At 65.8% G+C, this 24,857-nt stretch carries 24 protein-coding genes, 4 pseudogenes and 1 riboswitch; of the genes and pseudogenes, 19 read left to right on the top strand and 9 right to left on the bottom strand.

Annotated features, from left to right (window positions below; translation table 11 throughout):
• Window positions 1–37: 37 nt before the first annotated feature.
• Window positions 38–403 (bottom strand): hypothetical protein, encoded by a 366-nt coding sequence (locus AB0B45_RS50165; RefSeq protein ID WP_358145939.1) that lies wholly within the window; start codon window positions 401–403, stop codon window positions 38–40.
• A gap of 68 nt (window positions 404–471) precedes the next feature.
• Between AB0B45_RS50165 and AB0B45_RS50160 the strand changes: the two genes are divergently transcribed.
• From AB0B45_RS50160 to AB0B45_RS50150, 3 genes and pseudogenes are all read left to right on the top strand, one after another.
• Complete coding sequence (locus AB0B45_RS50160; RefSeq protein WP_358145941.1) at window positions 472–840, top strand: transposase family protein; 369 nt, start codon at window positions 472–474, stop codon at window positions 838–840.
• A 222-nt stretch (window positions 841–1,062) separates the two neighbouring features.
• Window positions 1,063–1,270, top strand: a pseudogene (locus AB0B45_RS50155) (transposase family protein); the annotation flags it as partial.
• A gap of 339 nt (window positions 1,271–1,609) precedes the next feature.
• Window positions 1,610–5,419 (top strand): LamG-like jellyroll fold domain-containing protein, encoded by a 3,810-nt coding sequence (locus AB0B45_RS50150; RefSeq protein WP_358145937.1) that lies wholly within the window; start codon window positions 1,610–1,612, stop codon window positions 5,417–5,419.
• Between the two features lie 895 nt (window positions 5,420–6,314).
• Here the strand turns inward: AB0B45_RS50150 and AB0B45_RS50145 are convergent.
• Window positions 6,315–7,154 carry a transposase gene (locus AB0B45_RS50145; protein WP_358145935.1) on the bottom strand — a complete coding sequence of 280 codons (840 nt, stop codon included), beginning with the start codon at window positions 7,152–7,154 and terminating at the stop codon, window positions 6,315–6,317.
• Between the two features lie 140 nt (window positions 7,155–7,294).
• A complete protein-coding gene (locus tag AB0B45_RS50140; RefSeq protein ID WP_358145933.1) occupies window positions 7,295–8,422 on the bottom strand; it encodes an integrase core domain-containing protein in 1,128 nt (375 codons plus the stop codon).
• Between the two features lie 218 nt (window positions 8,423–8,640).
• Between AB0B45_RS50140 and AB0B45_RS50135 the strand changes: the two genes are divergently transcribed.
• From AB0B45_RS50135 to AB0B45_RS50110, 6 genes are all read left to right on the top strand, one after another.
• Entirely contained in the window at window positions 8,641–8,910 is a 270-nt protein-coding gene (locus AB0B45_RS50135) for a hypothetical protein (protein WP_358145931.1), read from the top strand.
• Window positions 8,911–9,052: 142 nt separating this feature from the next.
• Window positions 9,053–9,445 carry a nuclear transport factor 2 family protein gene (locus tag AB0B45_RS50130; RefSeq protein ID WP_358145929.1) on the top strand — a complete coding sequence of 131 codons (393 nt, stop codon included), beginning with the start codon at window positions 9,053–9,055 and terminating at the stop codon, window positions 9,443–9,445.
• A gap of 511 nt (window positions 9,446–9,956) precedes the next feature.
• The gene (locus tag AB0B45_RS50125; RefSeq protein WP_358145927.1) at window positions 9,957–10,217 is read left to right on the top strand and encodes a pyridoxamine 5'-phosphate oxidase family protein; all 261 of its coding nucleotides are present in this window, start codon (window positions 9,957–9,959) and stop codon (window positions 10,215–10,217) included.
• 260 nt (window positions 10,218–10,477) lie between these two features.
• Window positions 10,478–11,392 carry a hypothetical protein gene (locus tag AB0B45_RS50120; protein ID WP_358145926.1) on the top strand — a complete coding sequence of 305 codons (915 nt, stop codon included), beginning with the start codon at window positions 10,478–10,480 and terminating at the stop codon, window positions 11,390–11,392.
• A 153-nt stretch (window positions 11,393–11,545) separates the two neighbouring features.
• Entirely contained in the window at window positions 11,546–11,761 is a 216-nt protein-coding gene (locus tag AB0B45_RS50115; RefSeq protein WP_358145924.1) for a hypothetical protein, read from the top strand.
• A 33-nt stretch (window positions 11,762–11,794) separates the two neighbouring features.
• Complete coding sequence (locus tag AB0B45_RS50110) at window positions 11,795–12,463, top strand: hypothetical protein (protein ID WP_358145922.1); 669 nt, start codon at window positions 11,795–11,797, stop codon at window positions 12,461–12,463.
• A 62-nt stretch (window positions 12,464–12,525) separates the two neighbouring features.
• Here AB0B45_RS50110 and AB0B45_RS50105 read toward each other — a convergent pair whose 3' ends face one another.
• The 4 genes and pseudogenes from AB0B45_RS50105 to AB0B45_RS50090 form a co-directional block, all read right to left on the bottom strand.
• Window positions 12,526–12,873, bottom strand: a complete 348-nt coding sequence (locus AB0B45_RS50105; protein WP_358145920.1) for a (2Fe-2S) ferredoxin domain-containing protein — start codon at window positions 12,871–12,873, stop codon at window positions 12,526–12,528.
• On the bottom strand, window positions 12,870–13,418 hold the full coding sequence (locus AB0B45_RS50100) for a hypothetical protein (protein WP_358145918.1): 549 nt from the start codon (window positions 13,416–13,418) through the stop codon (window positions 12,870–12,872). The genes AB0B45_RS50105 and AB0B45_RS50100 overlap by 4 nt, the downstream gene beginning before the upstream one ends.
• Entirely contained in the window at window positions 13,415–15,166 is a 1,752-nt protein-coding gene (locus AB0B45_RS50095; protein ID WP_358145917.1) for an ATP-binding cassette domain-containing protein, read from the bottom strand. Before AB0B45_RS50095 ends, AB0B45_RS50100 begins: the two co-directional genes overlap by 4 nt.
• A 131-nt stretch (window positions 15,167–15,297) precedes the next feature.
• A riboswitch (cobalamin riboswitch) is annotated at window positions 15,298–15,499 on the bottom strand.
• Window positions 15,500–15,671: 172 nt separating this feature from the next.
• Window positions 15,672–15,884 (bottom strand): annotated as a pseudogene (locus AB0B45_RS50090) (hypothetical protein); the annotation flags it as partial.
• Window positions 15,885–15,941: 57 nt separating this feature from the next.
• Between AB0B45_RS50090 and AB0B45_RS50085 the strand changes: the two are divergent.
• Window positions 15,942–16,067: pseudogene (locus AB0B45_RS50085) on the top strand (helix-turn-helix domain-containing protein); the annotation flags it as partial.
• A gap of 214 nt (window positions 16,068–16,281) precedes the next feature.
• On the top strand, window positions 16,282–17,370 hold the full coding sequence (locus AB0B45_RS50080) for a hypothetical protein (RefSeq protein WP_358145915.1): 1,089 nt from the start codon (window positions 16,282–16,284) through the stop codon (window positions 17,368–17,370).
• A gap of 34 nt (window positions 17,371–17,404) precedes the next feature.
• Here the strand turns inward: AB0B45_RS50080 and AB0B45_RS50075 are convergent, their stop codons facing one another.
• Entirely contained in the window at window positions 17,405–17,530 is a 126-nt protein-coding gene (locus AB0B45_RS50075) for a hypothetical protein (RefSeq protein ID WP_358145912.1), read from the bottom strand.
• 415 nt (window positions 17,531–17,945) lie between these two features.
• Here AB0B45_RS50075 and AB0B45_RS50070 point away from each other — a divergent pair, with 415 nt between their 5' ends.
• Together AB0B45_RS50070 and AB0B45_RS50065 are read left to right on the top strand one after the other, a co-directional pair.
• On the top strand, window positions 17,946–18,788 hold the full coding sequence (locus AB0B45_RS50070; protein ID WP_358145911.1) for a sulfurtransferase: 843 nt from the start codon (window positions 17,946–17,948) through the stop codon (window positions 18,786–18,788).
• 150 nt (window positions 18,789–18,938) lie between these two features.
• Window positions 18,939–19,184: a hypothetical protein gene (locus tag AB0B45_RS50065; protein ID WP_358145909.1), complete on the top strand. Its 246-nt coding sequence runs from the start codon at window positions 18,939–18,941 to the stop codon at window positions 19,182–19,184.
• A 159-nt stretch (window positions 19,185–19,343) separates the two neighbouring features.
• Here the strand turns inward: AB0B45_RS50065 and AB0B45_RS50060 are convergent, their stop codons facing one another.
• Complete coding sequence (locus AB0B45_RS50060; protein WP_358145907.1) at window positions 19,344–20,003, bottom strand: helix-turn-helix domain-containing protein; 660 nt, start codon at window positions 20,001–20,003, stop codon at window positions 19,344–19,346.
• 198 nt (window positions 20,004–20,201) lie between these two features.
• Between AB0B45_RS50060 and AB0B45_RS50055 the strand changes: the two genes are divergently transcribed.
• The 6 genes and pseudogenes from AB0B45_RS50055 to AB0B45_RS50030 form a co-directional block, all read left to right on the top strand.
• On the top strand, window positions 20,202–21,446 hold the full coding sequence (locus AB0B45_RS50055) for a serine hydrolase domain-containing protein (RefSeq protein ID WP_358145906.1): 1,245 nt from the start codon (window positions 20,202–20,204) through the stop codon (window positions 21,444–21,446).
• 693 nt (window positions 21,447–22,139) lie between these two features.
• Entirely contained in the window at window positions 22,140–22,544 is a 405-nt protein-coding gene (locus tag AB0B45_RS50050; protein WP_358145904.1) for a hypothetical protein, read from the top strand.
• 64 nt (window positions 22,545–22,608) lie between these two features.
• Window positions 22,609–22,782, top strand: a complete 174-nt coding sequence (locus AB0B45_RS50045) for a hypothetical protein (protein WP_358145902.1) — start codon at window positions 22,609–22,611, stop codon at window positions 22,780–22,782.
• Window positions 22,783–22,805: 23 nt separating this feature from the next.
• Window positions 22,806–23,621: an ATP-binding cassette domain-containing protein gene (locus AB0B45_RS50040; RefSeq protein ID WP_358145900.1), complete on the top strand. Its 816-nt coding sequence runs from the start codon at window positions 22,806–22,808 to the stop codon at window positions 23,619–23,621.
• Between the two features lie 9 nt (window positions 23,622–23,630).
• Complete coding sequence (locus AB0B45_RS50035; RefSeq protein WP_358145898.1) at window positions 23,631–24,392, top strand: ABC transporter permease; 762 nt, start codon at window positions 23,631–23,633, stop codon at window positions 24,390–24,392.
• A gap of 146 nt (window positions 24,393–24,538) precedes the next feature.
• Window positions 24,539–24,857 (top strand): annotated as a pseudogene (locus AB0B45_RS50030) (hypothetical protein); the annotation flags it as partial.

Here is a 24,857-nt window from a genome sequence, read left to right as displayed (position 1 = left end):
TGGCCCCACGCCGGATTCTCCCGCGCCAGGCGGACGATCACGTCCCGGACCTCCTGGCTCGTCCTCGGCCGTCCGCCACGATGCGGGTAGATCCATGCCCGTCGGCGCAGGCGACGATGCCACGCCAGCAACGTCGCCGGAGTGACCAGCCGATGAGCGCGCAGCCCCGCTGGCAGCGACCGGCCAACGCCGCGAGAACGGCCCGATCGGCCCAGTCCGGCTTCGGGCGCCCAACCTGACGCCGCAACACCGCCACCTCATGCCGCAATACCATGATCTCCACGTCTTTCGACGCCTGGCGACGGCCCAGCAACATCAGCCAGCCAAACACCCGAACCGCGATCAGATACAGCAGGCGAAGAGGCACACGACGTGATCTTGTCGGCGTGGGCAGCTCGGTCAAACCGCAGCTCGATGCGGTAGCGACGGTGTTTTGACGCGGTACAGGCGCTCACCGACACCCGCGGCAACCTGCTGTGGGTCTCCGCCATCCGGCCCAGCCGCGCATCCGAGATCACCACCGCCCGCCACAACCGCCCCACCGCCCGCCTGCGTGAGGCCGGGCTGCGCGCGATTGCCGACCTCGGCTTCGTCGGCCTGAGCGACGATGACGACGACCAGGTCATCATCACCGGCCGCAAAGCCGCCCGCGGCAGGCCCCTCACCCAGGCGCAGAAGCAGGTCAACCGGCTGATTAGCGCCGAACGCGCCCCCGTCGAGCACGGCTTCGCCGCGTTGAAGGCCTGGCGCATCCTCACCAAGGTCTGCATGGACGCCATCCACGTCACCAAGCTGCTACGCGCACTGATGGTCCTGGCCACCACCGAGCGCACCCGCTGACGGATGATCACGCAGCATGATCTGCACCCACTACCAGCCAGAGCACGCCCTCACCCGATCACACCAGGCCCCGACCAGCAACTTCAGGATGGAACGATCTCATTGCGAGGCCTTCCTAGCCTTGTCGACGCTGATATCAACGTCATCCGACGCGACCACCTCGGCGGCCTCCTACACGAATACACGCAGGTCGCATAAGGCGACACGGTATTCGGCACCGACAGACATCGCCATCGGCCCTGGCTGTCGCGAGGGCAGCGGGACGTCAACCGCTCGCATGCCCGTATCCGAGCCATCGGCGAGCGTGCCGTCGCGACCTTGAAGTCTTGGAAGGTGCTGACCAAGCTGCGCTGCTGCCCGCACCGCGCGACCGCCCTCGTTCAGGCGATCCTCGCTGCAGTTCGTCGAGGAGGGCCGTTACTCAGGATGAAAAGGGATCAAGGAATCACAGGGACTCCACAGGGGACGCGTCCCGTCGTCCCGACTACCAGCCCTAATGACGGAAGGGCGCTTATCAGACACAAAGACGATCTTTACTGCGCCTTAACAACATGCCATGATCGCCTCATTTTGACCGATTAGACGCGAAAGGGTATATGTGAAACGCGCTCGACCCACGTCCGGCTTATCAGCCGCGACGCGTCGCCGAGGCTCCATCCTGGCAACCTTCGCACTCTCGGCTTCGCTCCTTGCGCCACCGGCGATCGCCGAACCCACGCCGACTGCGACGGCAACCACACCATCGAACACATCTCACACCCCAAACCCGGTGGACGCCGCCAAGGCCGAGGCCCAGCGCACCAAGAAGGAGGTGGAGATCCCCAGCCTGCACACCGAGAACATGACCACCGTCGCCATGCCTGGCGGTAAGACGGTTCGAACCTATGTTTCGAGCACCATCGTCCGCGTTCACCGCGACGGCGCCTGGCACAAGGTCGACCCGACTCTGGTCGTGGAGAACGGCGTCGTCAAACCCCGGATGACCAAGCTGGACCTCCGACTATCCAATGGCGGCAGCGATGTTCCTCTGCTGACCGCCAAGGGCGACTCCCTTGGGGTCAAAGAAGGCCAGCCTGGCGAGATCAGCATCGCCCCGCCCGGCAAACTGCCCGTACCGGAACTGTCCGGCAACACGGCCACCTACCGCTCCGCCTACGGCCGCAACGTCGACCTGGTCGTTATCGCGACCCCGGAGGGCTACCAGCACCAAATCGTGATCCGTGAGCGGCCCGGCAAGCCGCTCAAGCTTCCCGTGCCGATCGACCCGCCCACCGGCATGAGGCTGGGCAAGTCCTCCGGCGGCAAGCCTGCCGCCCTCGCGGACGGTAAGAAGGTCGCCGACCTGTCGACGCTGCCGGTCCTGGATGCCAAGGCGATGGCCGCACCCGGCACCGGTAAGGCTGGCACCGCGACCGCTGCCCTCAGCGGAAGCGGCGACGATAAAGGTCTCGTCCTCACACCCGACGCCACGTTCCTGGCCGACCCGGCCGTGACCTACCCGGTGACGGTGGCCGCCGGTAACCCGACACCCTGGCACGGGGCCGGTGCTCCCGACGACACCTTCATCGCCAACGGCGGCAACTATGTCAATGGCAGCTATTCCGCGAACTCGGCCGCCATCTTCGCCGGGCGCCGAGACGGCTACAACTACCGTTCCTACCTGAAGTTCAATCTCACCGGCGCACCGTTCATCGGCCGGCAGATCCTGGACGCCAACATCATCCTCTGGAACTACCTTTCCCACCGGTGTGGCTCCTACGTCGGCGACATCTCCATGCATCGCATCGCCAGTAGCTGGACTGTCAACACGCTGACCTGGTCCAACCAGCCGCTCGCCGTGGCGGATGGCCACGTGATCAATCCCCATGGCCTCGACCAGAGCTGTTCAGGCTGGATGGACGAGGGTGAACTCTGGTATTCCATCGAGGAGATCACCCAAGCTTGGGCGGACGGACAGCCCAACCACGGGGTGATGATCCGCGCGGTGGGCGAATCCGGTGCGAACAACTGGCGACAGTACCTGTCTGGCAACTGGGCGGGCGGCTCCGACGGCAGCCATCACCCCTACTTCTTCGTCGAATATGAGGCTCCAGACCCCTCGATTGGCGCCGTGGGGTGGTTCGCGCCAGACGAAGCGGGAATGGAAAATCGCGCTGATATCGAAAGGTATGCAGCCAATCCATCTGCGGTAGGTGCCACGGATGCTGAACCGGTAGTACCCTCCCTCTCGGATGTGGAGGCCATCGAGGCGCGAGATACGGTCGGTCACACTGACACTGAGCTTCCGGTAATCGACGCGATCGAAGAAGATCCCGACGATCCTTCTCCAGATCCTGATGCACTCGCACCCGCTGTCATATCAACGGAGCCAAACGCAAGCGCAACGTCCGTGCCCAGAAACACGGCAATCCGAGTTAAATTCAGTGAAGCAACCACAGAAGCTCACATCGTAGTCAAGGACTCTGCAGGTGCGAACGTAGCCACACAGTCCTCAACCCAGGATAACGGTCGTATTCGGATCGAGACTCCCCTAGGCATTCTAGCACCAAGCGCTACCTACACAGTCGAAGTGAGCGGCGCCAAGGACGCCGCTGGCAACACTATGACAGTTCCGCATCAGTGGAGCTTCATGACAAGTGCAGCTGTCTCCACGATGGGCCTGGTCGCAGCCTATGGCCTGAATGAAGCTTCGGGTGCAAGTGTTCCTGACTCTTCTGGAAACGGGAATTCGGGCACCATGAGTGGGGCTTCATGGGTTCCAGGAAAATACGGGCGTGCACTCTCGTTCTCGGGACTATCTGAAAGCTGGGTCACGGTAGGCGCCAGCGACTCCCTGAAGCTCAGCCAAGGAATGACGCTTTCGGCATGGGTGAATCCCACTGACCTCTCCAGCTATCGCACCGTGGCCATGAAAGATCACGCTGACGGATCCGCGTATGGCTTGTACGCCTCCAACGGGGAAAAACCATCTGCGTGGATGCTGTCAAGCGGCGCAAGTGAGCACCATATTGTAAACGGCGGGTCGACGCTGCCTCTGAATAGCTGGAGTCATCTAGCAGTTACATACGATGGGACGATTTCTCGGCTCTACATCAACGGCCTGGAAGCAGGCCAATTGACAATGTCCGGAAACCTAGCGGATGATGGCGGGGAGCTGCACATCGGTGGCAACACCCGCTGGGGCGAGTTCTTCAACGGGATCATTGACGAGGTTCGCATCTACAGTAGAGCGCAAACTTCGGATGAGATCCAAGCGGACATGAATATCCCTGTTAGCACGCCGACGCAGGCGAGCACCTCACTGAATACGGCGGCAACTCTCGCAGGCATTCCTGAGGCTGAGAACGTTCCGCCTAAGGCGGGAGGCGCTTTTGAGCGGATGACTCCACAAAAATGCGCCGAGCAGAGGGCACTCGCCGGTCGTGGCGTCGGCTGGGTCATGAATCACTACTCATGGTGCCAGATGGGGAAGGTAGTCGCGGCTGTCGATCACGGGCTCCAGTTCGAACGCTACATGGCAGATGTGATGCTAATCGGCTACACCTTTACTGGCGTCGGAGGACGCGACAGGAGCAAGGGGGAGACATCTCGAGATTTAGTTGTCGAGGCATATGTCTACAATCACAACGTCTACGGCACAATGCCGCCGACCAAGACCATGGTTCTGAAAATGGGAATTGGAAACAACCCGCGATGCGAGAGTGTTTCCACGTGGAACGGACAGCCGTGGTCCAACCAGAAGCAAGCGTTAATTAGCAGCTGGGTAGCCAACGGCCGCGCCACGTTCCGATTCAAGTGCGATCCCGCCAAAGCTTCCGAAAAGAGGCCTATTCGTTGGCAGGAACCTAATGCACAGGGAAACACCTGGGAGGAGGTGGATAACCTCGAAAAGGTATCGAACGGGACTTTCCAGGCATGGGTAGACTTCCCTGACTGGCCAAACACCCGCGGGTATCGATACGTCATGGCCAATAAGGATGTTCAAGGTTTCAAGGGGAATATTATTCGCTGCGATACCGCTGAATACATCAAAGCCATTGGCGGATGTACGTTCTATCTGACCAAGCCGGCGATTAAGTGGTCCTATACGGCGCAGGCTTCCAAGCGGCTTCTAGAAATGAAGCAAGCCTACCAGCACTACTGGAACGCCTGCACTGACCCGGACGGGGAGACCTGGCCGGACAACCCAGATAAGCTAATACGAGGCTGCGACGTTCCCGGGGGCTCAATTCCATACGATCACCTGTATATGCAGCGAGTCGCGAAGGCTGAAGCCGATTCGAACCACAACAAGACCACGCCGATCTGCAAGTCTATGTTCGGCGAATATCCGAGCCTCGGCAAGGAGTGCGACGAATTCCCCTTCGCCTCAACACGCGAGCGTACGAACGGACCCAATACTAAAAAGTGGTCGTTCTGTCCGATTATAGCCAAGCATAATAGTGACGCAGGCCTGGCGCTCGAGGCTTTTTACCAAAAGGATCGAGTGCTCACAGGAGATCTGTTCACCAATCGCTTCGACCAAAAGTACGATGAGCCTATCTCCAGGGAAGATCTCTGTGGAGAATCGGCTTACTAGAAGGTGAATGCCGTGATAGGGTGCAGGTGCTTGTTTCATCCGCACCCTATCGTGGAGTAGGCTGCATGGATATAGATGACATTCTCGATCACTACGAGACACTCCTGACTGAGCACGAATGGCTTCTGTGGGTTCCAGCGAGCTGGAGTGTTGTACGCCCCACAGGGGGCGTCTTGGAGTTGGAAGAGGTCGCTAGACGGGTTGCACGTGATTACGCATATCACTTCGAGTATCTTCCTGCACGAGAGGCTTCGGATCTTGCAGAGGATCCATGCTTGTTGATCCAACAGCTTCCATGGGGCTACTGGTTTCTGGACACGAATGACATAGCCGGTACGCAGCGCAAGCTCCTAGGGCACCTTGGAACGCAAGCCCAATTCTGGTCGGTAGGCTGGCTGCAGGCCTCTCGCGGATACGAATTCATTTATGCCGAGCGGGGGCAAGAGAGGGTTCGCCGAAGCGACTTTAGGTCACCCCTTGATGCAACTCCAGATGTCCCTCAATCGCTTGCGGCAAGTATGGATATTGTGCGATCCGCCTGGATTGTTAAGCCCCGACGGTATATCGAAGCTGGGATCTTGTCTGTCATTACGCTCGAAACTAGTGCGATACTTGAGTCGGACTGGTTTTATGAGGATCAGCTGACCTTGGTTTGTAGCGGGCTATAGCTTGTTTCAGGCGCGTGCGCCAGCGACTTGGGAGTCAGGTTTCTTACGAAGGGTCTGGGGCGCGGCGTACCGCATCAAAAACTCATTACATCGGGCTTGAGCTGGGAGTTCTCTGGAGTGGTTACGCGGCTCCGTGGTACTCGTTGATCAGCCCGCCGAGTACCCTCGGGCGATTAATTCGCCCTTCCAGCGGTACGACGGTGTAGGACCCTGCTGGTTAACTCGTTTCAGGCGGTCAGGGCCGGTTCGAGTCGGGACAGGTGGCTGGTGCGGGTCCGGTCCAGGCGATGGCCGTTCCACCAGGCGTCCAGGCGGATCAGGTTGAGCGCGATGGCGGAGACGATGTGTTCGAGGTAAACCTTCTTGATGCCTCGGTAACGCGCGCGGCGCAGGCCGCAGGCCGCGACGGCCTGGTGGATGGTGCCCTCGATGCCGCACCGAACCTTGTATCTGTCGCGCCAGGCGTGGCTGGTCTGTGCGGCGCGGGCCGCATCCGGTGTTTCCTGGATCGGTCGCGGGTGCAGGGTGAGGTGACGGCCGCCGTGCTTGGCGCTGGTGCATAAGGTTCGCGCGGGGCAGGGGCGGCAGACGCTGGCGGGGAAGGCCGCCACGATCATCGGGGCGCCCCGCTGCCGGCAGGGTGTCCAGGAGGTGCTGGTCTGTCCTTGCGGGCAGGTGACCTGCTGATTGTCCCAGTCCACGGTGAAGGCGGCCCGGTCATAGCCGTTGCGGGTGCGGGCTTGGACCGAGTTGTTGGCCAGGAGCGGGGTGATCAGAATCAGTCGGTGCCGCTCGCGTGCTTGGACGATCAGTTCAGCTGAGGCGTAGCCGGTGTCCAGGTAGCGCTCGGCGGGCAGCAGTCCGCGCCGGGCCAGGCCTTGGTGAATGACCGAAGTCATCACCACATCGGGCACGGTGGCGTTGGTTGTGGTCACGTTCGTGATCAGGTTGGGCGGCCTCCTGTCCGTGCCGTTCACGCCGTGCGTGCTGTTGCTGCCGGTGGCGGCTTGGGCATCGGTGGGAGTGTGGCAGGTCTCGCTGATGTGCACCTTGTAGCCGTTCCACATCAGCTCGCTGCCCTTGGCCGCCCAGCGGGCATCGACGTCATACGGAGAGGTCAGCCGGTATCTGCCCGGCGGCAGGCCCTCGCCGCCCTGCGCGAGGTCCTGTACCGCTCGAATATTGGGTTACGTCGGCTGGGCTGCAGCTAAGAGGCGTGTTGGTATTCGCTGATCATGCCCGCGACGACGCCTCTTCGGCGAACGGTCCGCAGGTCGTTGAGATCGGTCGCGTCGCAGGCGGGCTGCGTCGTGGTATCCGGGGGCCGTTGGTGCCGGGACTGGTGCGGCCGGTGCCCGTTGTAGTGGATCAGATACTCGCGGAGCACGAAGGTCAGCTGACGTTCGCTGAGGATCAGGATCCGGTCCAGGAGCTCGCGGCGCAGGGTGCCGATGACCCGCTCGCAGATGGCGTTCATCCTCGGCGTCCGCGGCAGAGTTGTCGCAGCTCGCAGCCCCTCAGCTTCGAAGACCTCCCTGAACGCGGAGGTGAAGAGCGGGTCCCGATCGTGGATCAAGAACCGCAGCCCGGCGATGCGCTCCCCCAGGTCCATCGCCAGGTTGCGGGCCTGCTGCAACGTCCACGCCCCGGTCGGATGCGCGGTCACTCCGGCCAGGTGCAGTCGCCGGCTGCCGTGCTCGATGAAGACCAGCACATACAGCCGCTTGAGCAGCATCGTCCCGACCACCAGGAAGTCACACGCGATGATCGCGTGGGCTTGAGCGGTCAGGAACTGCCGCCAACTCGGCCCGGCCCGGCGGGGTGCCGGATCGATACCGGCCCCGTGCAGGATCTCCCACACCGTGGAGGCCGCGATCCTGAAGCCCAGGCGAGCCAACTCGCCCTGAATCCGCCGATGCCCCCAGGTCGGATTCTCCCGCGCCATCCGCACAATCAGCGCCCTGACCGGCCGACGGGTGCAAGGCCGACCCGGGCGCCGCCTGTCGGTGAAGGTCCACTTACGCGCTACCAGGTGGCGATGCCAGCGCAAGATCGTCGTCGGCGCGACCGGGAACACCTCCGCCCACCGGTAGCGGTGGATCAATCGCGACAACACCGCAAGCCAGAGCCTCTCGGCGTGATCCCACCGCGGCCGACCACCGAGTTGACGGCGGAGCACCTGGTTCTCGTGACGGAGCACCAGCAGCTCAGCCTCTTTGGACAGATCAGAACGAACCAGTACCGCTACAAGACCGAACAAGCACCGCACCAACCGGTAGACCAGTGACAAGCACACCTCGAGATGGTGGCAGGCGCCGTTCTGATCGCGCAGCAAAATCCCAGCGCATAGCCCGAAACCGTGTTTCCGAGCGGGACAGGACGGGAACGCCGCCGAAGTGCGCGCCGGGCGCCACGGAATCCTTGCCCGGCTTCATCGTGGCGAACCTGCCGGCCACCTTCAGGGCGCCCACCGGGTCGACGAAGCCGCAGCCGATCGAGGTGTCGTAGGAGCGCGGCTCGCGCGCGGTAGGCGGCGGTGATGATGTCCTCGCCTTGCCGGCCTGGACGGCGAGCGGAAGCGGCGAGCGCCTGGGCGACCAGCGAGGGGGCGAGCTTGGGGTACTTGGCCTTGACCATCGCGGCGGCGGCGACCACCCAGCCCGAGGCGGCGCTCCCGCTGTCGAGGTGGCGGCGCTCGCCCGCGGCCATCTGTCCTGCCCCCGCGCCGAGTACCTGTTCAAGACCGCCTCCGCCGACGTGGTCGACGCTCTGCGCCTCAGCGTCATCGTCAATCGTCCCCCGCAACTGACTCTCGTCGTGTGAGGAGGCACGTGCCCGCCCCCACCCGCTCCTGTTCCTGCACGGCTTCTGGTACGGCGCCTGGTGCTGGACCGACGCACCCGGATGAAAGTGCCCCTGACGCTGGCTTGACCTTGTCACTGACGTCAACGTTTATCGTCGCAACATGAGCAGCTTGGATCGGGTCACCCTCCTCAAGCACGACCAGAGCTTCTTCGACGCCCTGGTGGCGAGCGATCTCGCCGCCCTGGAGGAACTCCTGGCGGACGACTTCGTCCTGGTCGGGGTCGAGGACGGGACCGTCGCCGACAGGGGGATCCTGCTCGGCCTGGTGGCCTCCGGCTCCCTCAGGTTCCCGCGGATCCACTCGTTCCCGGACGAGGCGATCGTCCGGGTCATCGGCACAGTGGGCATCGTCGTCGGGCGTACCGGCATGAACTTCACCAACCCCGACGGCACCACGTTCAGCGCCGGAAGCCGCTACACCCACGTTTACGCCGCCGACGCCCCTGGCGCCTGGCGCCTGGTCTCCGCCCAGGGCACCGCGATCAGGGCTTGATCCCCCGCTCGGCCGCAGGCGTCCAGACGGTGGGTTCGGGCAGTCGACGCCGATCGCGGCCTGCGCCACAACGACCTGACCCACGAGACGGAGGCGTGACCGCCTCCCGGGAGCAGTCTCGTCGGCCCCGTTGACCCACATCGGGTACCCGCCGAGCGCGACACCGGCGTTGCGCTGGTGCGGACCAGGCGCGCGTTCCCCGGTGAGCGCGAGCGCGACCCGGTCGACGACGGCCCAGTTCGCGTACGCCTCGCGGCTGCCGCTGTCGCCCGGCACACGCCCCCACAGGTCCGGACAGTGCAGGCGCATTCCGGCCGCGTCCGGCAGCGACCTCCCGAGCCGCGGCGTCGCATGGCGCTCGGGGAACACCCTCCCACCAGTACGGTTCCCGGCCGGACGCGGCAGCGCACGAAGATCAGCCGACTCGGTGTAGCCACGTACGAGCCGTTGCCCCCGTTCCTCGTCATCACCCCATGGATGACAGGGCCGGCAGTAGAAGAAGGTGAAGAACATGATCGGGTGCCCGGCGTCGTGCATCGCGTCGCGAGCGTGGTCGACTATCTTCACGACGGCCGAGCGGCTCAAGGCCCGGCAGGCGCGCAACAACCCGCACGTCGCCCTCCACATCAGCGGCCCCGACATCTGGTCCTTCGCCGTCGCCGAAGGCGAGGCCGAGGTGACCGACACTCCCGCGGAACTGCTCGCGCCGGCGGGGAGCAGGACGACCCCGCCGTCTACCTGGCGTAGCAGGACCGCGAAGGACGCGTTGTGATCAAGATCAAGGTCTTTCGGCTGTACGGCACCGCGCTCGACAGCGCGTGACGGTGGGCCCAGCAGGACGCCAGGTCGGCCCGCCGTGACACCGGATGGTAAAGTTTCCGGCCGTTCTCGCCGGGAGGCCCGGCGACGGCCCGGCTGACCTCGTCGAGCGCGCCGCTCGCGCGGGTGCGTCAACCCTCGCCCGCGCCTCCCTCCGCGCTTTGACAAGGGGCTGACCAGCAGCGATGTTCTCCCGAAGGGCTTCCAAGCACCGTGCGTAAGGCACCACTCATCGGCGTCATGGCGGTCGCTCTCGCGGGCTGCGGGATGCTGCCGCCCATCACCCTGCCCACCGGGGAAGCCCGGCCGTCCGCCGCGGGCCGCCCGTCATCACCCGCCACCCCGCCGCCCTCACCTTCACCGTCGCCGGTACCGACTGCCGGCGTCCTCACGATCGCCGACGCCAAGCGGGCGGCCGCCGGCTGGCTTGCCACCTACAACCGCACCATCAGGAACCGCAGCTGGTGGAACGACCCAGCCTTGATCGACAAGCTCTTCTGGGACGGCACCAGGCACGAGGCCGCCATCGACCGGTGGGCTGTGGAGGAGGACGGCGACAAGAGCAAGATCCGCAAGCCGATCCGGCTGACCGGACAGACCTACTACGTGCCCCGCGAGCAGACCATGTCCGACGGACAGTGGTTCCTGCTCAAGGCCACCTACGCGGGCCAGGACCGGGCGCACGTGCTTGCGTTCTGGCGGGCCGAGGGCGGCGAGTTCAGGCTGGCCGCCAAGACGCCGCTGCACTACGGCCGGCGGATGCCCGAGCCGCAGCGGGACGCCGAAGGCTACGTCACCGCGATGCCGGGCGCTATCGGCAGGATCGTCGCCCAGGAGTACATGGTCTTCTGGGACTACGACATCCACGAGCAGGAGGGCAGGAACGGCTACCGGCTGGCCAAGGACAACTACAGCAGGATCGCCTACCGCACGGTCTCCAAGGGCATATACATGGGCTACCACTCCCACAGCCGCCCGTACGGCTTCCGCACCACCGACGGCGGCTCGTTCCACATCTTCAGCCTGCTCAACGACCCGAAGTCCGTCACGGCCGTCCTCACGGTGGGCGTGTCCATGCGTGGCAACAGCAAGGTGATCCAGGAGACCGCCGGCGACTGGTACTCCTGACACAAACGCCTCAGCCCCGACGTGACGACGTCTCCACCCAGTCCTCCACGCTCAGCACCCCTCCGCTATAGCCCCGCAGGGCCTCGAGGTGAGTCCGTTTTCACGCGTCGCCAGAGGGTCGGTATGCCGTCGTCGTCACGCAGCCACATCACCGTGTGTGACCTGCACGTTGACGGCTACGCCATCGACGGTGAATACGCCACCTCGATGCTCGGCATCTACACCGTGCCCGATTCCAACGGCCCGCGCGCGGGCTGCGGGACGGACAGCACGTTCTTCAGCCGGATCGACGTGTTCAAGTTGTGTATGACCCTGAAGGGCAAGGGCGAGCGTACCTGTGCCGACTCGGTGTGGATCAAGCGTCCCTAAACACGTGGTGGCGGGAGCTGCCGCCTCACCGATATGGCGCCGCCCTGGAAGTGGCGAGCGAACTTCTCCGGCGTTCCTTGCATCGGAATGGTCATGAACTCACGCGCCGAACACAAGAGCAGCCCGATGGCCCGCCGACTCCGCGCCTGGGCGGGGACCGTCGCCATCTCGACATCACTGGCACCGATCCTCGCCATGGGCACCGCCACAGCGGACAGTACGGCGGTTCCAGCCACGGCCGCCGCCTTCGAAGAGACCGACCAGGCGACGAACCGCTTCGACGGGATCGACTGGGCGGCCGTGGTGGAGCGGGCGCTGCACTGCCCCAAGCCACGGCCGAACGACACCTGGTATGTCGTGCGCGCCCGCGTCGCCGCTGTAGGCGACCTCACGCGTGACGGACAGCCCGAGACCGTGGTCGTTTCGTCTTGCCCGAGCCCTACGTCGGGCAATCCCGTAATTTCCTTCGTTTACGACGGCGCCTCCAAACGCTCAGCCCCCCGCCTGATCGGCGCGTTGGGCAAGAACCGCTACTTCAAGTCCCAGAACGTCACCATCCGGCACGGACAAGTACACCTACGCGGCCAGGTCGTCAGCGACCGGGCTCCCAACTGCTGCCCCGATCTGATCGTCCGCCAGACCTACAAGTGGAACGGCACGAAGTTCCTCAGGACGTCTGAGAAACTGACCCGCACCTCATGAGCCTGTACCGCGTCAAAACCCATCGGGTAGGGCTAGCGAACAGCTGTGGAGGTTGTCGGCTTTTATGCCGACCTTGTCTCGTTTCTGCGGGGCGGTGAGATGAGGTAGAGGTCGAGGATGGCGGGTGGTTCGGCCAGTCCGGGACCGCCTGCCTTCACCCATGCCACGATGTCGTCCACCGCGTCGGCCTGGTTGACCAGGCCGAGCCAGACCGGACGGCCACCTGCTCGTCGCCCTTCGGGGCTGGGCTGGACGACGATGACGTTGGCCTGCTCGCAGATGTCCAGGCAGTCGCTGACGCGCACCTCGACGAGCTCGGACAGGCGCCGGACCTGCTCTTCGTGGTCGAGGCCCGGCACCTTTCGCACGGATCCGCAGCAGCAGTCGCGGCAGATGGTCACCCTGCTCATGCGTGCTTGAACCCCTTGCCGGTGCGGTCGAGCGGGTCGGGCTCCAGGCCGAGATATTTCGCGCGCAGTTCGTCCCAGGCGGCCAGCCGATCGAAGTCGGGCTCGTCGAGAATCTGCTGGCGGTCGGTGAGGAACGGGTTGGGCAGCAGCACGGTCATGAGCTGGTCGCCTCGGCCGTTGAACATCCGCATGCCCCAGGAGGCCGGGCTGCCGTCGGAGGTGATCGACCGATACAGCTCGGCGCGTGAGCAGCGGCGGATCGCGCCGAGCTCCGGTCCGCTGGCGGTGTGCTCGCCGATGCACAGGTGGAAGTGCCAGCGGCCGAAGTCGACGGTGACGTAGCCGTCGAAGACGCTGATGCGCTCCGGGGCGTTGGGTGCGGCGACCTCCCAGGCCGCGCCCTGCACGATCACGCCGAACCAGATGTGCTCCCAGTGGCGCTCGAACAGGTCGGTGACCAGGGCGAGAAGGGTCTCCTCGTCCGTAGGCAGCGGCCACACGTGCAGTGTGCCTGTGCCCTGCTCTTCGACGACGGTGTGACTCACGATGTGCCTCGCGTTTCTCGCGCCCATTGCTGTTGGCGGGTCTGGGTGGGGATCAGCGCGCAGTCGCCACACTTGCCGCCGTCGGGCAGGCGGTAGTAGAGGCAGCAGCTGCGCCGTACGAAGAAGGGGTGGCCGGGGGCGGGTTCGGCCAGCTCTCCGGTGCCGCGCAGAAGTCCGGTCTCCAGGAGTTCGCGGCCGAGCATCACGGCCTTGGCGGTCAGTTCCGGTCGCTGGCGGGCCAGGGCGCGGACGGTGCCCGCCAGCGCGGACGCGGCGTTGCCCCAGAGCAGCCCTGGGGCGAGTTTGACGATGCCGCTCACCATGGCGGTGAGCGGTTCGAGCAGGTCGGTGACGACGGTGCGGTAGATCAGACCGGGAGGGGCGGTGCGCCATCCGGCCAAGGGGTGGGCCCTGAGCGGGAGAGGTCCGCTGGGCGCCGGGCGCCAGTACAGGTGCTCCAGGTCGAGGAGCAGGTCGTGGGCCACGGCCGCGCCGACGACCGGTGACCACAACCTCGCCGCCAGCCCCTGGAACAGGATGGACGCGGCGACCCTGGTCTCCTTGGCGCCAAGGGCTTCCGCGACCTCCTCGATCCGCTCGGCCAGCGCTGAGGGGTCCATGAAAGCGAACCAGCCTGGTTCCACAGGGCCGAGCTCCAGCTCGAAGTAGCCGCCGACGGTGCTCACGTCGGCGACAGCCACAGCCAGAGCGCCGTGATCGGCGGGCAGCAGGCCGGGCTCGCCGTCCACTTGCCTGGCCCAGGCCGCGACCTCGGCGACCGTGGCGAAGGCGATCTTCCGGCCGTCGTAGGCGACCCGGTATCCGTGCTCGGTGCTGTCGACGGCCAGCCACGCTTGGCCTTCGGCGTCCGCACGCCAGCCCTCCCTGGCCAGAGCCCGTTCCAGGAGCGGGTCGTCGGGCAGGCGGGCGCGCCTGGCGCTCGCCGGTCGCAGGGCGAACACCCCGGCCGCCGGGTCGAAGGCCAGTTCGTCGTCGTCGAAGCACTCCCCGATCAGGCCGCGCGCGGTCAGCTCCTCCGGGGTGCCGGTGTGCAGGACGCCGTCCGGCCCCAGCAACCACACGCGGTCGGCCACGCGCAGCGCCAGTTCCAGATCGTGGGTGGAGACCACGATGACCAGCTCCCGCTCCCTGGCCAGCTTGCGCAGCAGACCCATCAGCGCCACCCGTGAGGTGACGTCCAGGAACGCCGTCGGCTCATCCAGCAGGATCACCGACGGCTGCTGGGCCAGCGCGCGGGCGATCAGTACCCGCTGGCGCTCGCCGTCCGACAGCTCGCTCACCTGCCGGTCGGCCAGGTGCCCGGCACGGACCGCGTCCAGCGCCCAGGCGACGATCTCGCGGTCGGCCGGGCCGAGCCGTCCGGTGAAGCCGGTGTGCGGGTGGCGGCCGAGCCCGGCGACCTCCCGCGCAGAGAACAACGCAGGAAGATCACGTTCTGTCAGGACGGTGGCCAGCCTGCGAGCCAGGTCGGCGGCCGGAACCGAGCCGACGGTGACCTCGCCGATGAGCACCTCACCGGCCAGACCCGGCTGCAGACTGGCCATGGTCCGCAACAACGTGGACTTGCCCGTGCCGTTCTGCCCGATCAGCACAGTCAACTCGCCCGGTTCCGCACTCGTGTAAAGGTCTTCGAGGACCCGGCGTCCCGGGTATCCCGCGCACAGTCGGTGAAGGCGCAGTGTCATCGGCGCGACTAACGCGCCGTCGAGCGGGCGGGTAAGACCCATCGGGAGACTCCTGGGAGAAGGCTGCGACCGCCGTTCCGCGACAACGATCACAGCGCGTGACGGTGCGGAATCCCAGGAGAGAGCCAGTCATGCTCACAAGCCATCCTCTCTTGGGGAGATCCGCCCCAATTTCCTTGAGGAGGCGACCGCGTGAGTCTCCTGGCTCTCGGGTCAACACTCATCCCGGCCTTCCCACCCCGTTGCCGGGGCAGTGACCTTGTGCGGGACTCGCTCGCCGATCACAGTGGCGGGACCGCGCCGGATTCACACCGGCTTCCTCAGTCCGCGCTCGTCTTCAGCGCTCATCGTCGCACACCGGGACCAACCGTTCGATAGCAGGTGATCAGCGACCAAGTGGCGCCCGTCTCGCACATGCACCGGCAGAGCGACGTGGCGTCACCGAACTCCTGGCGCACCGCCAGCCGCCTGCCCTGCTGCGATCGACTGACCGTGAGATCCGCTCATACAAGCCCATCGCCGATGCGTATCGAACCATCGACTCCAATCACCAACGCGGCGAGTCCACGTTCGTAACCATCGAGTGCGGATCATCTCCCACAGGTGCCTCAAGCATGATCTTTGATGTATCCGCCGAGGCGTCAGAATCCTGCACGAGTGCGGTCGAGCGATGTGGGCAGCAGCGCAGCTTGGTCAGGACCTTCCAGGTCTTCAAGGTCGCGATGGCACGCTCACCGATGGCTCGGATGCGGGCACTCGCCGGGCGGCGCCGGAGGGATCTCGATGCATGAATGGCGGCGAAGGCAACACTGGTGGCATACCAGGAGGACGATTGACCCAGCAGGACCGCGAGCGCATCGCGGCCGGACTCGCCGACGGGCTCTCCTAGGCCGAGATCGCCAGGCGGCTCGACCGGCCGACCTCGACGATCACCCGGGAGATCTGACGCAACGGCGGCCCCGTCGGCTACCGGCCCCAGCGGGCGCACCAGGCGACGATCTCCGCCAGGGTGGTGAACACGGCCTCGTCCTTGGACTGCGGATAGACGTTGTGTCGACTTCGCGGACCTGCTCACCTATCACCGAGTAATCAGCTGTCAAGGCGAATCTTGTGGACTCTCCAGCGAGAAAGATCCCGTTCTCGAGGAGTGGACACAAGTGAAACGAAGCATCGCCGGCGCGCTCGTCGGCATCATCGTGGGCGCGAGCCTGGTATTCGGGGCCGCGGGTACGGCACAGGCCGCCACGGCCCAGGTCAATGCCGGAGTTCAGCAACGCATCCTGCCGGTTGTCGTGGCCAAGATCGGCCGCCGACTGGCCAAAGAGCTCATCAAGGCCATCGTGCGGCACTTCAAGAACGAGGCCCAGAAGGCGAATGATCGCCGAGAGTACATGCGGGCGGTCCTTGACGACGTCTGGAACAACGACGGTCCAGGGGTCGACGACCAGCTCCCGTTCGGATACCACGTGCTCATCGCCGACGACAGCCGAGTCGACCTGAGCAAGCTGCGGTGCGACGACTGCCCCGACGGCAGGCCGATCCTCGAGCAGGAAACGGTCGACCTCGGCGCGGACGGCACCCAGCAGACGTTCTCCTACAGCATCGCCATCTTCGAGAAGGGCGAAGCCACGCTCAAGGGACGTAAGGGCCAGCGCGACCGGATCCAGTGGATCGAGCCAGAGACGGCCAACCGCGCCGACGACGGCGTCCAGGTCAGAGAGGACGACTATCTCGGGTCCTGCGGCGCCGGCGGCTGCAACGACTGGCAGACCAGTGTGACATTCGCCCCCTACGGCGTCGAGAACAAGCCGGACTGCGGGGATGAGGACCTGGAGGACGGATGCCAGGGCGGCGGCGACGGCTCCAAGCCCGTTCCGGGTAACCGTCTCGAGCACGGCAAGCAGCTGACCATCACCGCACAAGGCGGCTTCTCCCTCGGCAGACGCACCGTGTGGGACAAGGGCGACGGCACCTGGGAAATCGAGGTCCCCGCCACCGGCAACGTCCTGGAAGTCATCCCGAACAACTGGCGGGTCGAGGACAAACGCGTCCACCACGGCCCCACCCAGCTGTGGCGCTTCATCGACCCCGAAGGAGACGGCTGGTACAGCATCAAGAACGTCTACAACATGACCCACGGCTACCCACAAGGCGGCTGCCTGACCGTCGACGACAACGGCGGCAGGCCCATCTGGGCGATCGACTGCAACAAGCCGGGCAACCAACAGCTGTGGAAGCTGTCCTGACCTGACCGTCGGGTGGGCACCAGCCCCCGGGCGCTCACCCGACGGTCAGCCGGGCGCGCACCTCGTCAGCCTTCGGCACGCCGACGCCCTCGAATGCGTCAAGCGCCGCCGACCACGAGGTGCGCGCCCCTTCCGGCTGACCAAGCGTGAGCGTGGTCAAGCATCGCGACCGCTCTGGCCAGTCGAGTTCCATGCCGTGGCCGGCATGGCAGCACCGCGTGTGGGCGGTGTCCCCTGCCGACATGGTCTTTCAGTCCTCGGTCGCTGACAGCTCAGTCCTTGATGTGCGGCTCCAGCAGCTTCGACCAGGCGTTGGAGAGCTTCTCGCACTCGGCTGGGCACTTCGAGTGCTCGCATGGTGGCGAGGAGCAGCGTGCCGGCGCCTGTCGTGAGCTGATTCCACTTCATCAGAGGTCCCCAAGTCGTCGAACTTGGTTGGCCTCTGGATCCTGCACTCACGATCTTGATGATTGATTGACGGTCTCCGAGATCCGTCATTGGCTCTGTCATCCGGCGTCCATCGGCCGGCTTCACGCTGGACCCAGCAAATGTCCGGACAGAGAGGGCTTTCCAAAATGAGCAGGGACACGGCGCTGGTGGACGCTGACTGGGCGCAGGCGCATCTGAGCGACCCCCGGGTGGTCTTCGTCGAAGTGGACGAGGACACCTCCGCCTACGACAGAGGTCATCTGCCGGGAGCGGTTCGCCTGACTTGGACCACGGACCTGCAGGATCCCGTCCGGAGGGACTTCGTCGACAAGGCCGGGTTCGAAAGGCTGATGGCCAGAAAAGGCATCTCCAGTGATCACACGGTGGTGCTCTACGGGGGCAACAGCAACTGGTTCGCGGCCTACGCCTACTGGTACTTCACGATCTACGGCCACGCGGACGTCCGGCTGCTCGATGGCGGACGTAAGAAGTGGGAGCTCGAAGGCAGGGCGCTCACTCTCGATGAGCCTGCCCGCCGACCTACGGTCTACCTCGCCCACGAGCCCCGCACCGACATCAGGGCGTTGCGGGAAGACGTGATCAAGGGCGTCGGCAGCGTCAAGCTGATCGATGTGCGCTCGCCCGACGAGTACGCGGGCCGCCTGCTGGCCCCTGCCCACCTGCCTCAGGAGGGTGCGCAGCGGCCTGGACACGTGCCCACCGCCACGAACGTTCCCTGGTCCAGGGCCTGCGCTTCCGACGGCACGTTCAGGTCCCAGGGAGAGCTGCGCGCGCTCTATGGCGAGCCGGAGGGCCAGGTGATCGTCTACTGCCGAATCGGCGAGCGCTCCGCGCACACGTGGTTCGTCCTGCACGAGCTGCTCGGCCTGTCCGAGGTACGCAACTACGACGGGTCGTGGACGGAGTACGGCTCCCTCGTCGGTGTCCCCGTCGAGCTGGGCGACGGCCGGATCTGGGACAACGTCTGAGTGTCTCCGGCAGGCCCACAGAGCGGTGCCGCCCCGCCCGTTGGCGGGGCTCGGCGCCCGCCTGCGGCGTCCCGTGGGGCGTGTGCCCCGAGCACGGCAACACCTGCACCTCCACCGGCGGCACCACCCCGATGCGTCGACATCCACCAGGTGCACCACGCCCACGCCACCGAACTGATCAACTCCGGAGCGTCCATCGAGGCCCATCCGCCGCCCGCCGATGCTGCGGCCAGGCAGCAGGCTGACGGATGGACATGTCATGGTGTGCGCGCGTTGTATCTGAGCGATCGCGCACAGCTCTTTCAGGGGTTCTGGGCTGGTGTCCTCGCGCAGGAGGTGGGCATGGGAGTCGATCGTCTCGACCATGCGTCGGTTGAGTGGCATGAAGACCGTTGACATCCACAGTCGCCAGGTGGCGGCCTGCTCCGGGGTGGCTGGGACCGAAGAGGCCCACACGCTCCCATCCCGGGCTCCACGTGGCCGGCGCGCACCCGCCCCACAAAGTGGTGAGGGCGTCGCCGGTACCGGGGAAAGGGACAGCGGCTTCAAGCCCCATCACGTCAGGAGGGCGCGCCAGCGCTCGGCGGACTCGATCATGTCCAGGCTGATCTGCTCCAGGAACGCCGCCGCCTTGGCCAGCCGTCGCCCCACGGGGCTGTCGAGCCCGTACGTCTCGGCCGCCGCCATCGAGGCCTGCGCTGTCTCGAGTGTCTGCCGCCTGCTGATCATGATCGAGTTGTACCAGGCGTTGTCGTCGATCACGTAGATGTCGCGACGCCGCCGCGGATCGCGCTCGCGCCGGACAAACCCCTGCTCGACCAGGGAGTTGACGGCTACGGAGACAGAGGCCGGGCTGATCTTCAGTCTGTGGGTCAGCTCGGCCGCGGTGCGCCTGCCGTCCTGGGACAGCAGCAGGTCGAGGTGCACGCGCGCGGTCATCCTCGGTAGCCCCGTCCTGACCGCCATCTCGACGAGCTCGTCTTCCGTGCGATCGCCCGGCGACCCGGTCGCACGGGGTGGAGCCGGTGTGCCGCGCCGGGCCCGCTGGGCCGTCGCCTGGTGCGCCTGCTGGGGCCGGTAGCCGCTGGGGCCGCCGTTGCGGCCGATCTCCCGGGTGATCGTCGAGGTTGGCCGGTCGAGCCGCCTGGCGATCTCGGCGTAGGAGAGCCCGTCGGCGAGTCCGGCCGCGATGCGCTCGCGGTCCTGCTGGGTCAATCGTCCTCCTGGCATGCCACCAGTGTTGCCTTCGCCGCCATTCATTGCAACTCGGCATTGCATTCGACTCCAGCGTCATTGCATCAATTTACCGTCTTTCACCTGTATAAATGCCTTTCAGCGAATTGACGGAATTCCGAATGCAACATAGCTTTCGGATCGTGTCAAACACGTACTGTCTCGAAACAAGGAACGGCCATGAGTGAATCCCGCTACACCGTCAAGAACACCAGGGCCCGGACACCGCGGGTCTCCCGCCGCGTAGCAGTCACCGCGCTGGCGGCCGCGCTGCTTGCCGGGGCGGCCACACCCGCGGTGGCCACCACGGACAGCAGGCCCGTGTCGAAGGCCGCTGCCGGTCAGGACCGCCCGGAACTGCAGAAAGCCATCCAGGACATCGCCGACCTCGGTCTGGCCGGGGTGCAGCTGCGCGTACACGATGAGCGGGGCGACTGGGCCGGCAGCGCCGGGGTGCGCAAGCTCGGCCAGATAGCCAAGCCGCCGACGAACGGGCGGTTCTGGACGGGCAGCGTCAACAAGCCCTTCACCGCGACCCTGGTGCTGCAACTGGTGGCCGAAGGCAAGATCAGGCTCGACACCCCGGTGGCCGACTACCTGCCCCGGCTCGGGCTCGACCAGCGGATCACCGTACGGATGATGCTGCAGCACACCACCGGGCTGTTCAACTACACCGGCGACTTCGACGCCGACGGCAAGTGGGAGCCGGGCATCCCCGGCAAGGGCAAAGAGTGGCTGGACAACCGCTTCAAGTCCTACAGCCCCGAGGAGCTGGTACGGGTGGCGCTGTCCAGGAAGCCCCGGTTCGAGCCGGGAGCGGACCAGAGATACGCCAACACCAACTACACGCTGGCCGTACTGCTGATCGAGAAGGTCGCCGGCCGCTCCTACGCCGAGGAGATGAAGCGGCGCATCCTGCGCCCGCTCGGCATGCGGGCCACCGTGGTGCCGGGCGACCGGACGCAGCTCCCCGGCCCGTACGCCCACGGCTACTTCCGCTACCAGGAGGGCGGCCAGTGGAAGGTGGTCGACGTCTCCCGCCAGAACTCCTCGCTACTGGCCGGCGCCGGCGCACTGATCTCGACCACCCAAGACCTCCAGACGTTCATCTCCGCGCTCATGGGCGGCAAGCTCCTACCCGCCCCGCTGCTGGCCGAGATGCGCAAGCCGTACGGCGAGCTCGGCTACGGCCTTGGGCTGTTCGTGCAGGACCTGGGCCCGAACTGCGGCGGCACCGTCTACCAGCACAACGGCAGCCCTCCGGAGGGCTACGGGGCGCTGATGTACAGCTCGCCCGACGGCAAGAAGACCCTGACCGCCTCGCTGACCACCGGGGACTCCACAGCCGACCCGGCAGCGGTGTACCCGAAGCTGGTGGAGAGGCTCCTCAAGGAGGTGTTCTGCGGCGGGAAGGCCGCGGGCTGACGGGGCCGAGCCGGCCAGGCATTCCCCACCAACTCCCGCCCCTGGCAGTCGGCGATCCTGCCGGCCGCCGGGGGTAGGGCGGGGAAGTAGAGCCGGAGCATAGGCAACGCGGGCTCACCAGGTCCAGCTCGCTGAGCTCGGCCGGCCGGTCCACAGGCAGCAGACGCCGGGCCGAGCAGGCAGAACCGGAGGCGATCGCCTGCTGCGGTGTCGTGTCAGCGGCCGTGTCAGCACGGCGACGGCCCGGTATCAGAGCGGACGGCGATGGTGGATGCCATGAACGGTTCAGCGATCGCGGCCTCGGGGTTGCAAAGGGCACACAAAGACCTTCGGGGGTTGCGAAGAGCACACAAAGACCTTCGGGGGTTGCGAAGGGCACACGAAGACAAGGTCGAGCTCGACGGCTTCGCCGATCCCCACGTGCTCGACCTCCGCAGGCAGGACGGCGGGCACCTCAGCGCCGCCTGTGCCGCTCGACGCTGACCAGCACCTGACCCATCCCGCACCCCGTTGCGCGAGTCGGCACCCCTAGCAAGATCGTTCTCATCGTGAAGCCACTGTCCGCTGGTTCCTCAACCCCGGATCCCCTCGGGTGACCCGACCCGAGCAATCCAGATACCCCGGGCACCGGCAGGACCGCGTTCCACCATCCGTCCGTTCACTTGACCTGCAGATTCGAAGGAGCACACCACCATGTCCATCACCCTCATCGACCAGGACAAGCTCACCCTGCGGACCGCCGCCTGGGGCGCCGTCTCACTGATGTCCGCCGCTGGTGCCGCCGGCTCGGCCCACAAGGTCGCCACCCACGGCTCCATCGCCCTGACCTCCGCGACCGGCCTGGTCGGGCACGTGCTCACCAAGGCGCCCAAGGGCGTGAAGTACGGCAAGACCGTGGCCGAACTCGCCGACCAGGTGCTGCCCGCCCTGACGGCGGCCATGAGCCTGCTGAAGAAGCAGGCTCCGGCAGAGGCCGACAACTTCCGCCGCACCGTCATCGTCGCCGTCGAAGCGGCCGCCCGCACTCGCCAGGGCGAGCCCAGCCCCACCATGGCCGACATGGCCCGCAAGATCACCGAGGCCCTCGACGCCGCCTGACGGCATACCGACCCGCGCCGAGGCCCGCCGCCGGGCATCGCGCCGTGATCAGACCCGCGCCGCTGTGCCGGACCGTGCCCGGACCCCGATCCGCGAAGTCGTCGGCGAAGACCCCGTGGAGTTGGCCGGGGCGCTTCTTCGCAACTACCCGCAGGGTCGGTGGATCAGCCGGGAGCGGGAACGGCTGACCAACGCCATCGATCGCGCCATCGATCGCGTCACCGGCGACAAGCCGTGACCAAACAGAGAACGGATATCCGGATGACAGCCAATCAAGTCCGAGGGCCCGCGATCCACGTGCAGGGCCTGACGAAGGCGTACAAGGAGCTGCAGGTGCTGCGCGGCGTGGACTTCGAGGTGGCGCGGGGCGGCATCTTCGCCCTGCTCGGCTCCAACGGGGCGGGCAAGACCACGGTCGTGAAGATCCTGTCCACGCTGCTCAAGGCCGACGCGGGCACCGCCGTCGTCCACGGCTTCGACGTCGCCACCCAGGCGGCGCACGTGCGCGAGTCGATCAGCCTCACCGGACAGTTCGCCGCCGTCGATGAGATCCTCAGCGGGCGGGAGAACCTCGTACTGGTCGCCAAGCTGCGACACCTCAAGAATCCCGGCAGGATCGCCGATGGCCTGCTCGGCCGATTCTCGCTGACCGAGGCGGGCGCGCGGAAGGTGTCGACGTATTCGGGTGGCATGCGCCGCCGCCTCGACATCGCGATGAGCCTCATCGGGAATCCGCCGGTCATCTTCCTCGACGAGCCGACGACCGGGCTCGACCCCCAAGCGCGCATCGAGGTATGGCAGGCCGTCAAGGAACTCGCCGACAGAGGCACGACGGTGCTGCTCACGACGCAGTATCTGGACGAGGCCGAACACCTCGCCGACCGGATCGCGATCCTGCACGAGGGTCGGATCATCGTCAACGGCACCCTGGCCGAGCTCAAGCAGCTGCTGCCGCCCGCCAAGGTCGAATACGTCGAGAAGCAGCCCACCCTCGAGGACGTCTTCCTCACCCTCGTCGGGACCGACGGCAAGAACGGCGACGCCGGCACACACCGCAACGTCGGCACGGACGCGTAAGGAACACCGATGACCAAGCACTTCCTCGGCGACACCGCCGTCCTGCTGGGACGATCCCTGCGCCACATCACGCGCAGCGTGGACACCATCGTCACCACCGCGATCATGCCGATCGCCATGATGCTGCTGTTCGTCTACGTCTTCGGCGGCGCGATCAAAACAGGGTCGGATTCGTATGTGAACTACCTGCTGCCCGGCATCCTGCTCATCACGGTCGCCTCAGGCATCGCCTACACCGCATTCCGGCTCTTCACCGATATGAAGAGCGGCATCTTCGAGCGATTCCAGTCCATGCCGACCGCGCGCTCGTCCGTGCTGTGGGCGCACGTGCTGACCTCGCTGGTCGCCAATTCGGTCTCGCTCGTGGTCGTCGTGCTCGTCGCCCTGCTCATGGGCTTCCGCTCCAGCGCCGGAGTGCCGGCATGGCTCGCGGTCGCCGGCATCCTGATCCTGTTCACCCTGGCCTTGACCTGGATCGCCGTCATCCCCGGGCTGACCGCCAAGACCGCCGACGGCGCGAGCGCGTTCTCCTTCCCGCTCATCTTCCTGCCGTTCATCAGCTCGGCGTTCGTGCCCACCGACACCATGCCCGGCCCGGTGCGCGCCTTCGCCGAGCACCAGCCGGTGACCTCCATCGTCAACGCCATCCGCGACCTGTTCACCCAGCAGCCGGTCGGCACCGACATCTGGATCGCCCTGGCCTGGTGTGTCGGCATCCTCGTCATCGCCTACGGCTTCGCCATGAACACCTACCGCCGCAAGATCTCCTAAGGGCCGCGTTGACTGAGTCTGTCTTGATCCAGATCAGCTTGACGGAAAAGCCGATCGAGTGATCATGTTCTAGCGGGTGCTAGCGGCTCGGATCGTTCGTCGGATGCGCGGCAGGCTGCTTCTCCGTACTGATCACGGAAGCCGTCATGGTGTCGCCGACCGAGTTCGGCGTCCCCGAGGCGGCAGGACGGTCGTCCGCTCGTGCCGACACCGCCGAGGCCCCATTGAAAACGCAACCGATGCGTCACGAGAGGTGTTTGATGAACTTCATCGCCTTGCAGAGCACGGACCTGCCCCCCGGCCAGCGATTCGACTGGTGGTGCGATCTGATCAGCCATGACGTGGCCCCCACCCGGATCACCAGCGATCACACCGACGACTTCAGAGCCACCGCCGGGGCCATGGACCTGAGCGACCTACGGATCACCACCATGTCCTTTCCCGCGCTGAGATCGGAGCGCACCC

The sequence above is a fragment of the Nonomuraea sp. NPDC049152 genome, from assembly GCF_040648355.1.
Lineage (GTDB): Bacteria > Actinomycetota > Actinomycetes > Streptosporangiales > Streptosporangiaceae > Nonomuraea.
This window is presented reverse-complemented; position numbering and strand designations above follow the sequence as displayed.

Bases quoted from the DNA above. Each gene is read 5' to 3' on its own strand.
- AB0B45_RS50145 (WP_358145935.1), bottom strand. From the start codon at position 7,154: ATGTGGAACGGCTACAAGGTGCACATCAGCGAGACCTGCCACACTCCC.
- AB0B45_RS50130 (WP_358145929.1), top strand. From the start codon at position 9,053: ATGAGCAGCTTGGATCGGGTCACCCTCCTCAAGCACGACCAGAGCTTC.
- AB0B45_RS50125 (WP_358145927.1), top strand. From the start codon at position 9,957: ATGATCGGGTGCCCGGCGTCGTGCATCGCGTCGCGAGCGTGGTCGACT.
- AB0B45_RS50110 (WP_358145922.1), top strand. From the start codon at position 11,795: ATGGCGCCGCCCTGGAAGTGGCGAGCGAACTTCTCCGGCGTTCCTTGC.
- AB0B45_RS50105 (WP_358145920.1), bottom strand. From the start codon at position 12,873: ATGAGCAGGGTGACCATCTGCCGCGACTGCTGCTGCGGATCCGTGCGA.
- AB0B45_RS50095 (WP_358145917.1), bottom strand. From the start codon at position 15,166: ATGGGTCTTACCCGCCCGCTCGACGGCGCGTTAGTCGCGCCGATGACA.
- AB0B45_RS50070 (WP_358145911.1), top strand. From the start codon at position 17,946: ATGAGCAGGGACACGGCGCTGGTGGACGCTGACTGGGCGCAGGCGCAT.
- AB0B45_RS50055 (WP_358145906.1), top strand. From the start codon at position 20,202: ATGAGTGAATCCCGCTACACCGTCAAGAACACCAGGGCCCGGACACCG.
- AB0B45_RS50050 (WP_358145904.1), top strand. From the start codon at position 22,140: ATGTCCATCACCCTCATCGACCAGGACAAGCTCACCCTGCGGACCGCC.
- AB0B45_RS50040 (WP_358145900.1), top strand. From the start codon at position 22,806: ATGACAGCCAATCAAGTCCGAGGGCCCGCGATCCACGTGCAGGGCCTG.
- AB0B45_RS50035 (WP_358145898.1), top strand. From the start codon at position 23,631: ATGACCAAGCACTTCCTCGGCGACACCGCCGTCCTGCTGGGACGATCC.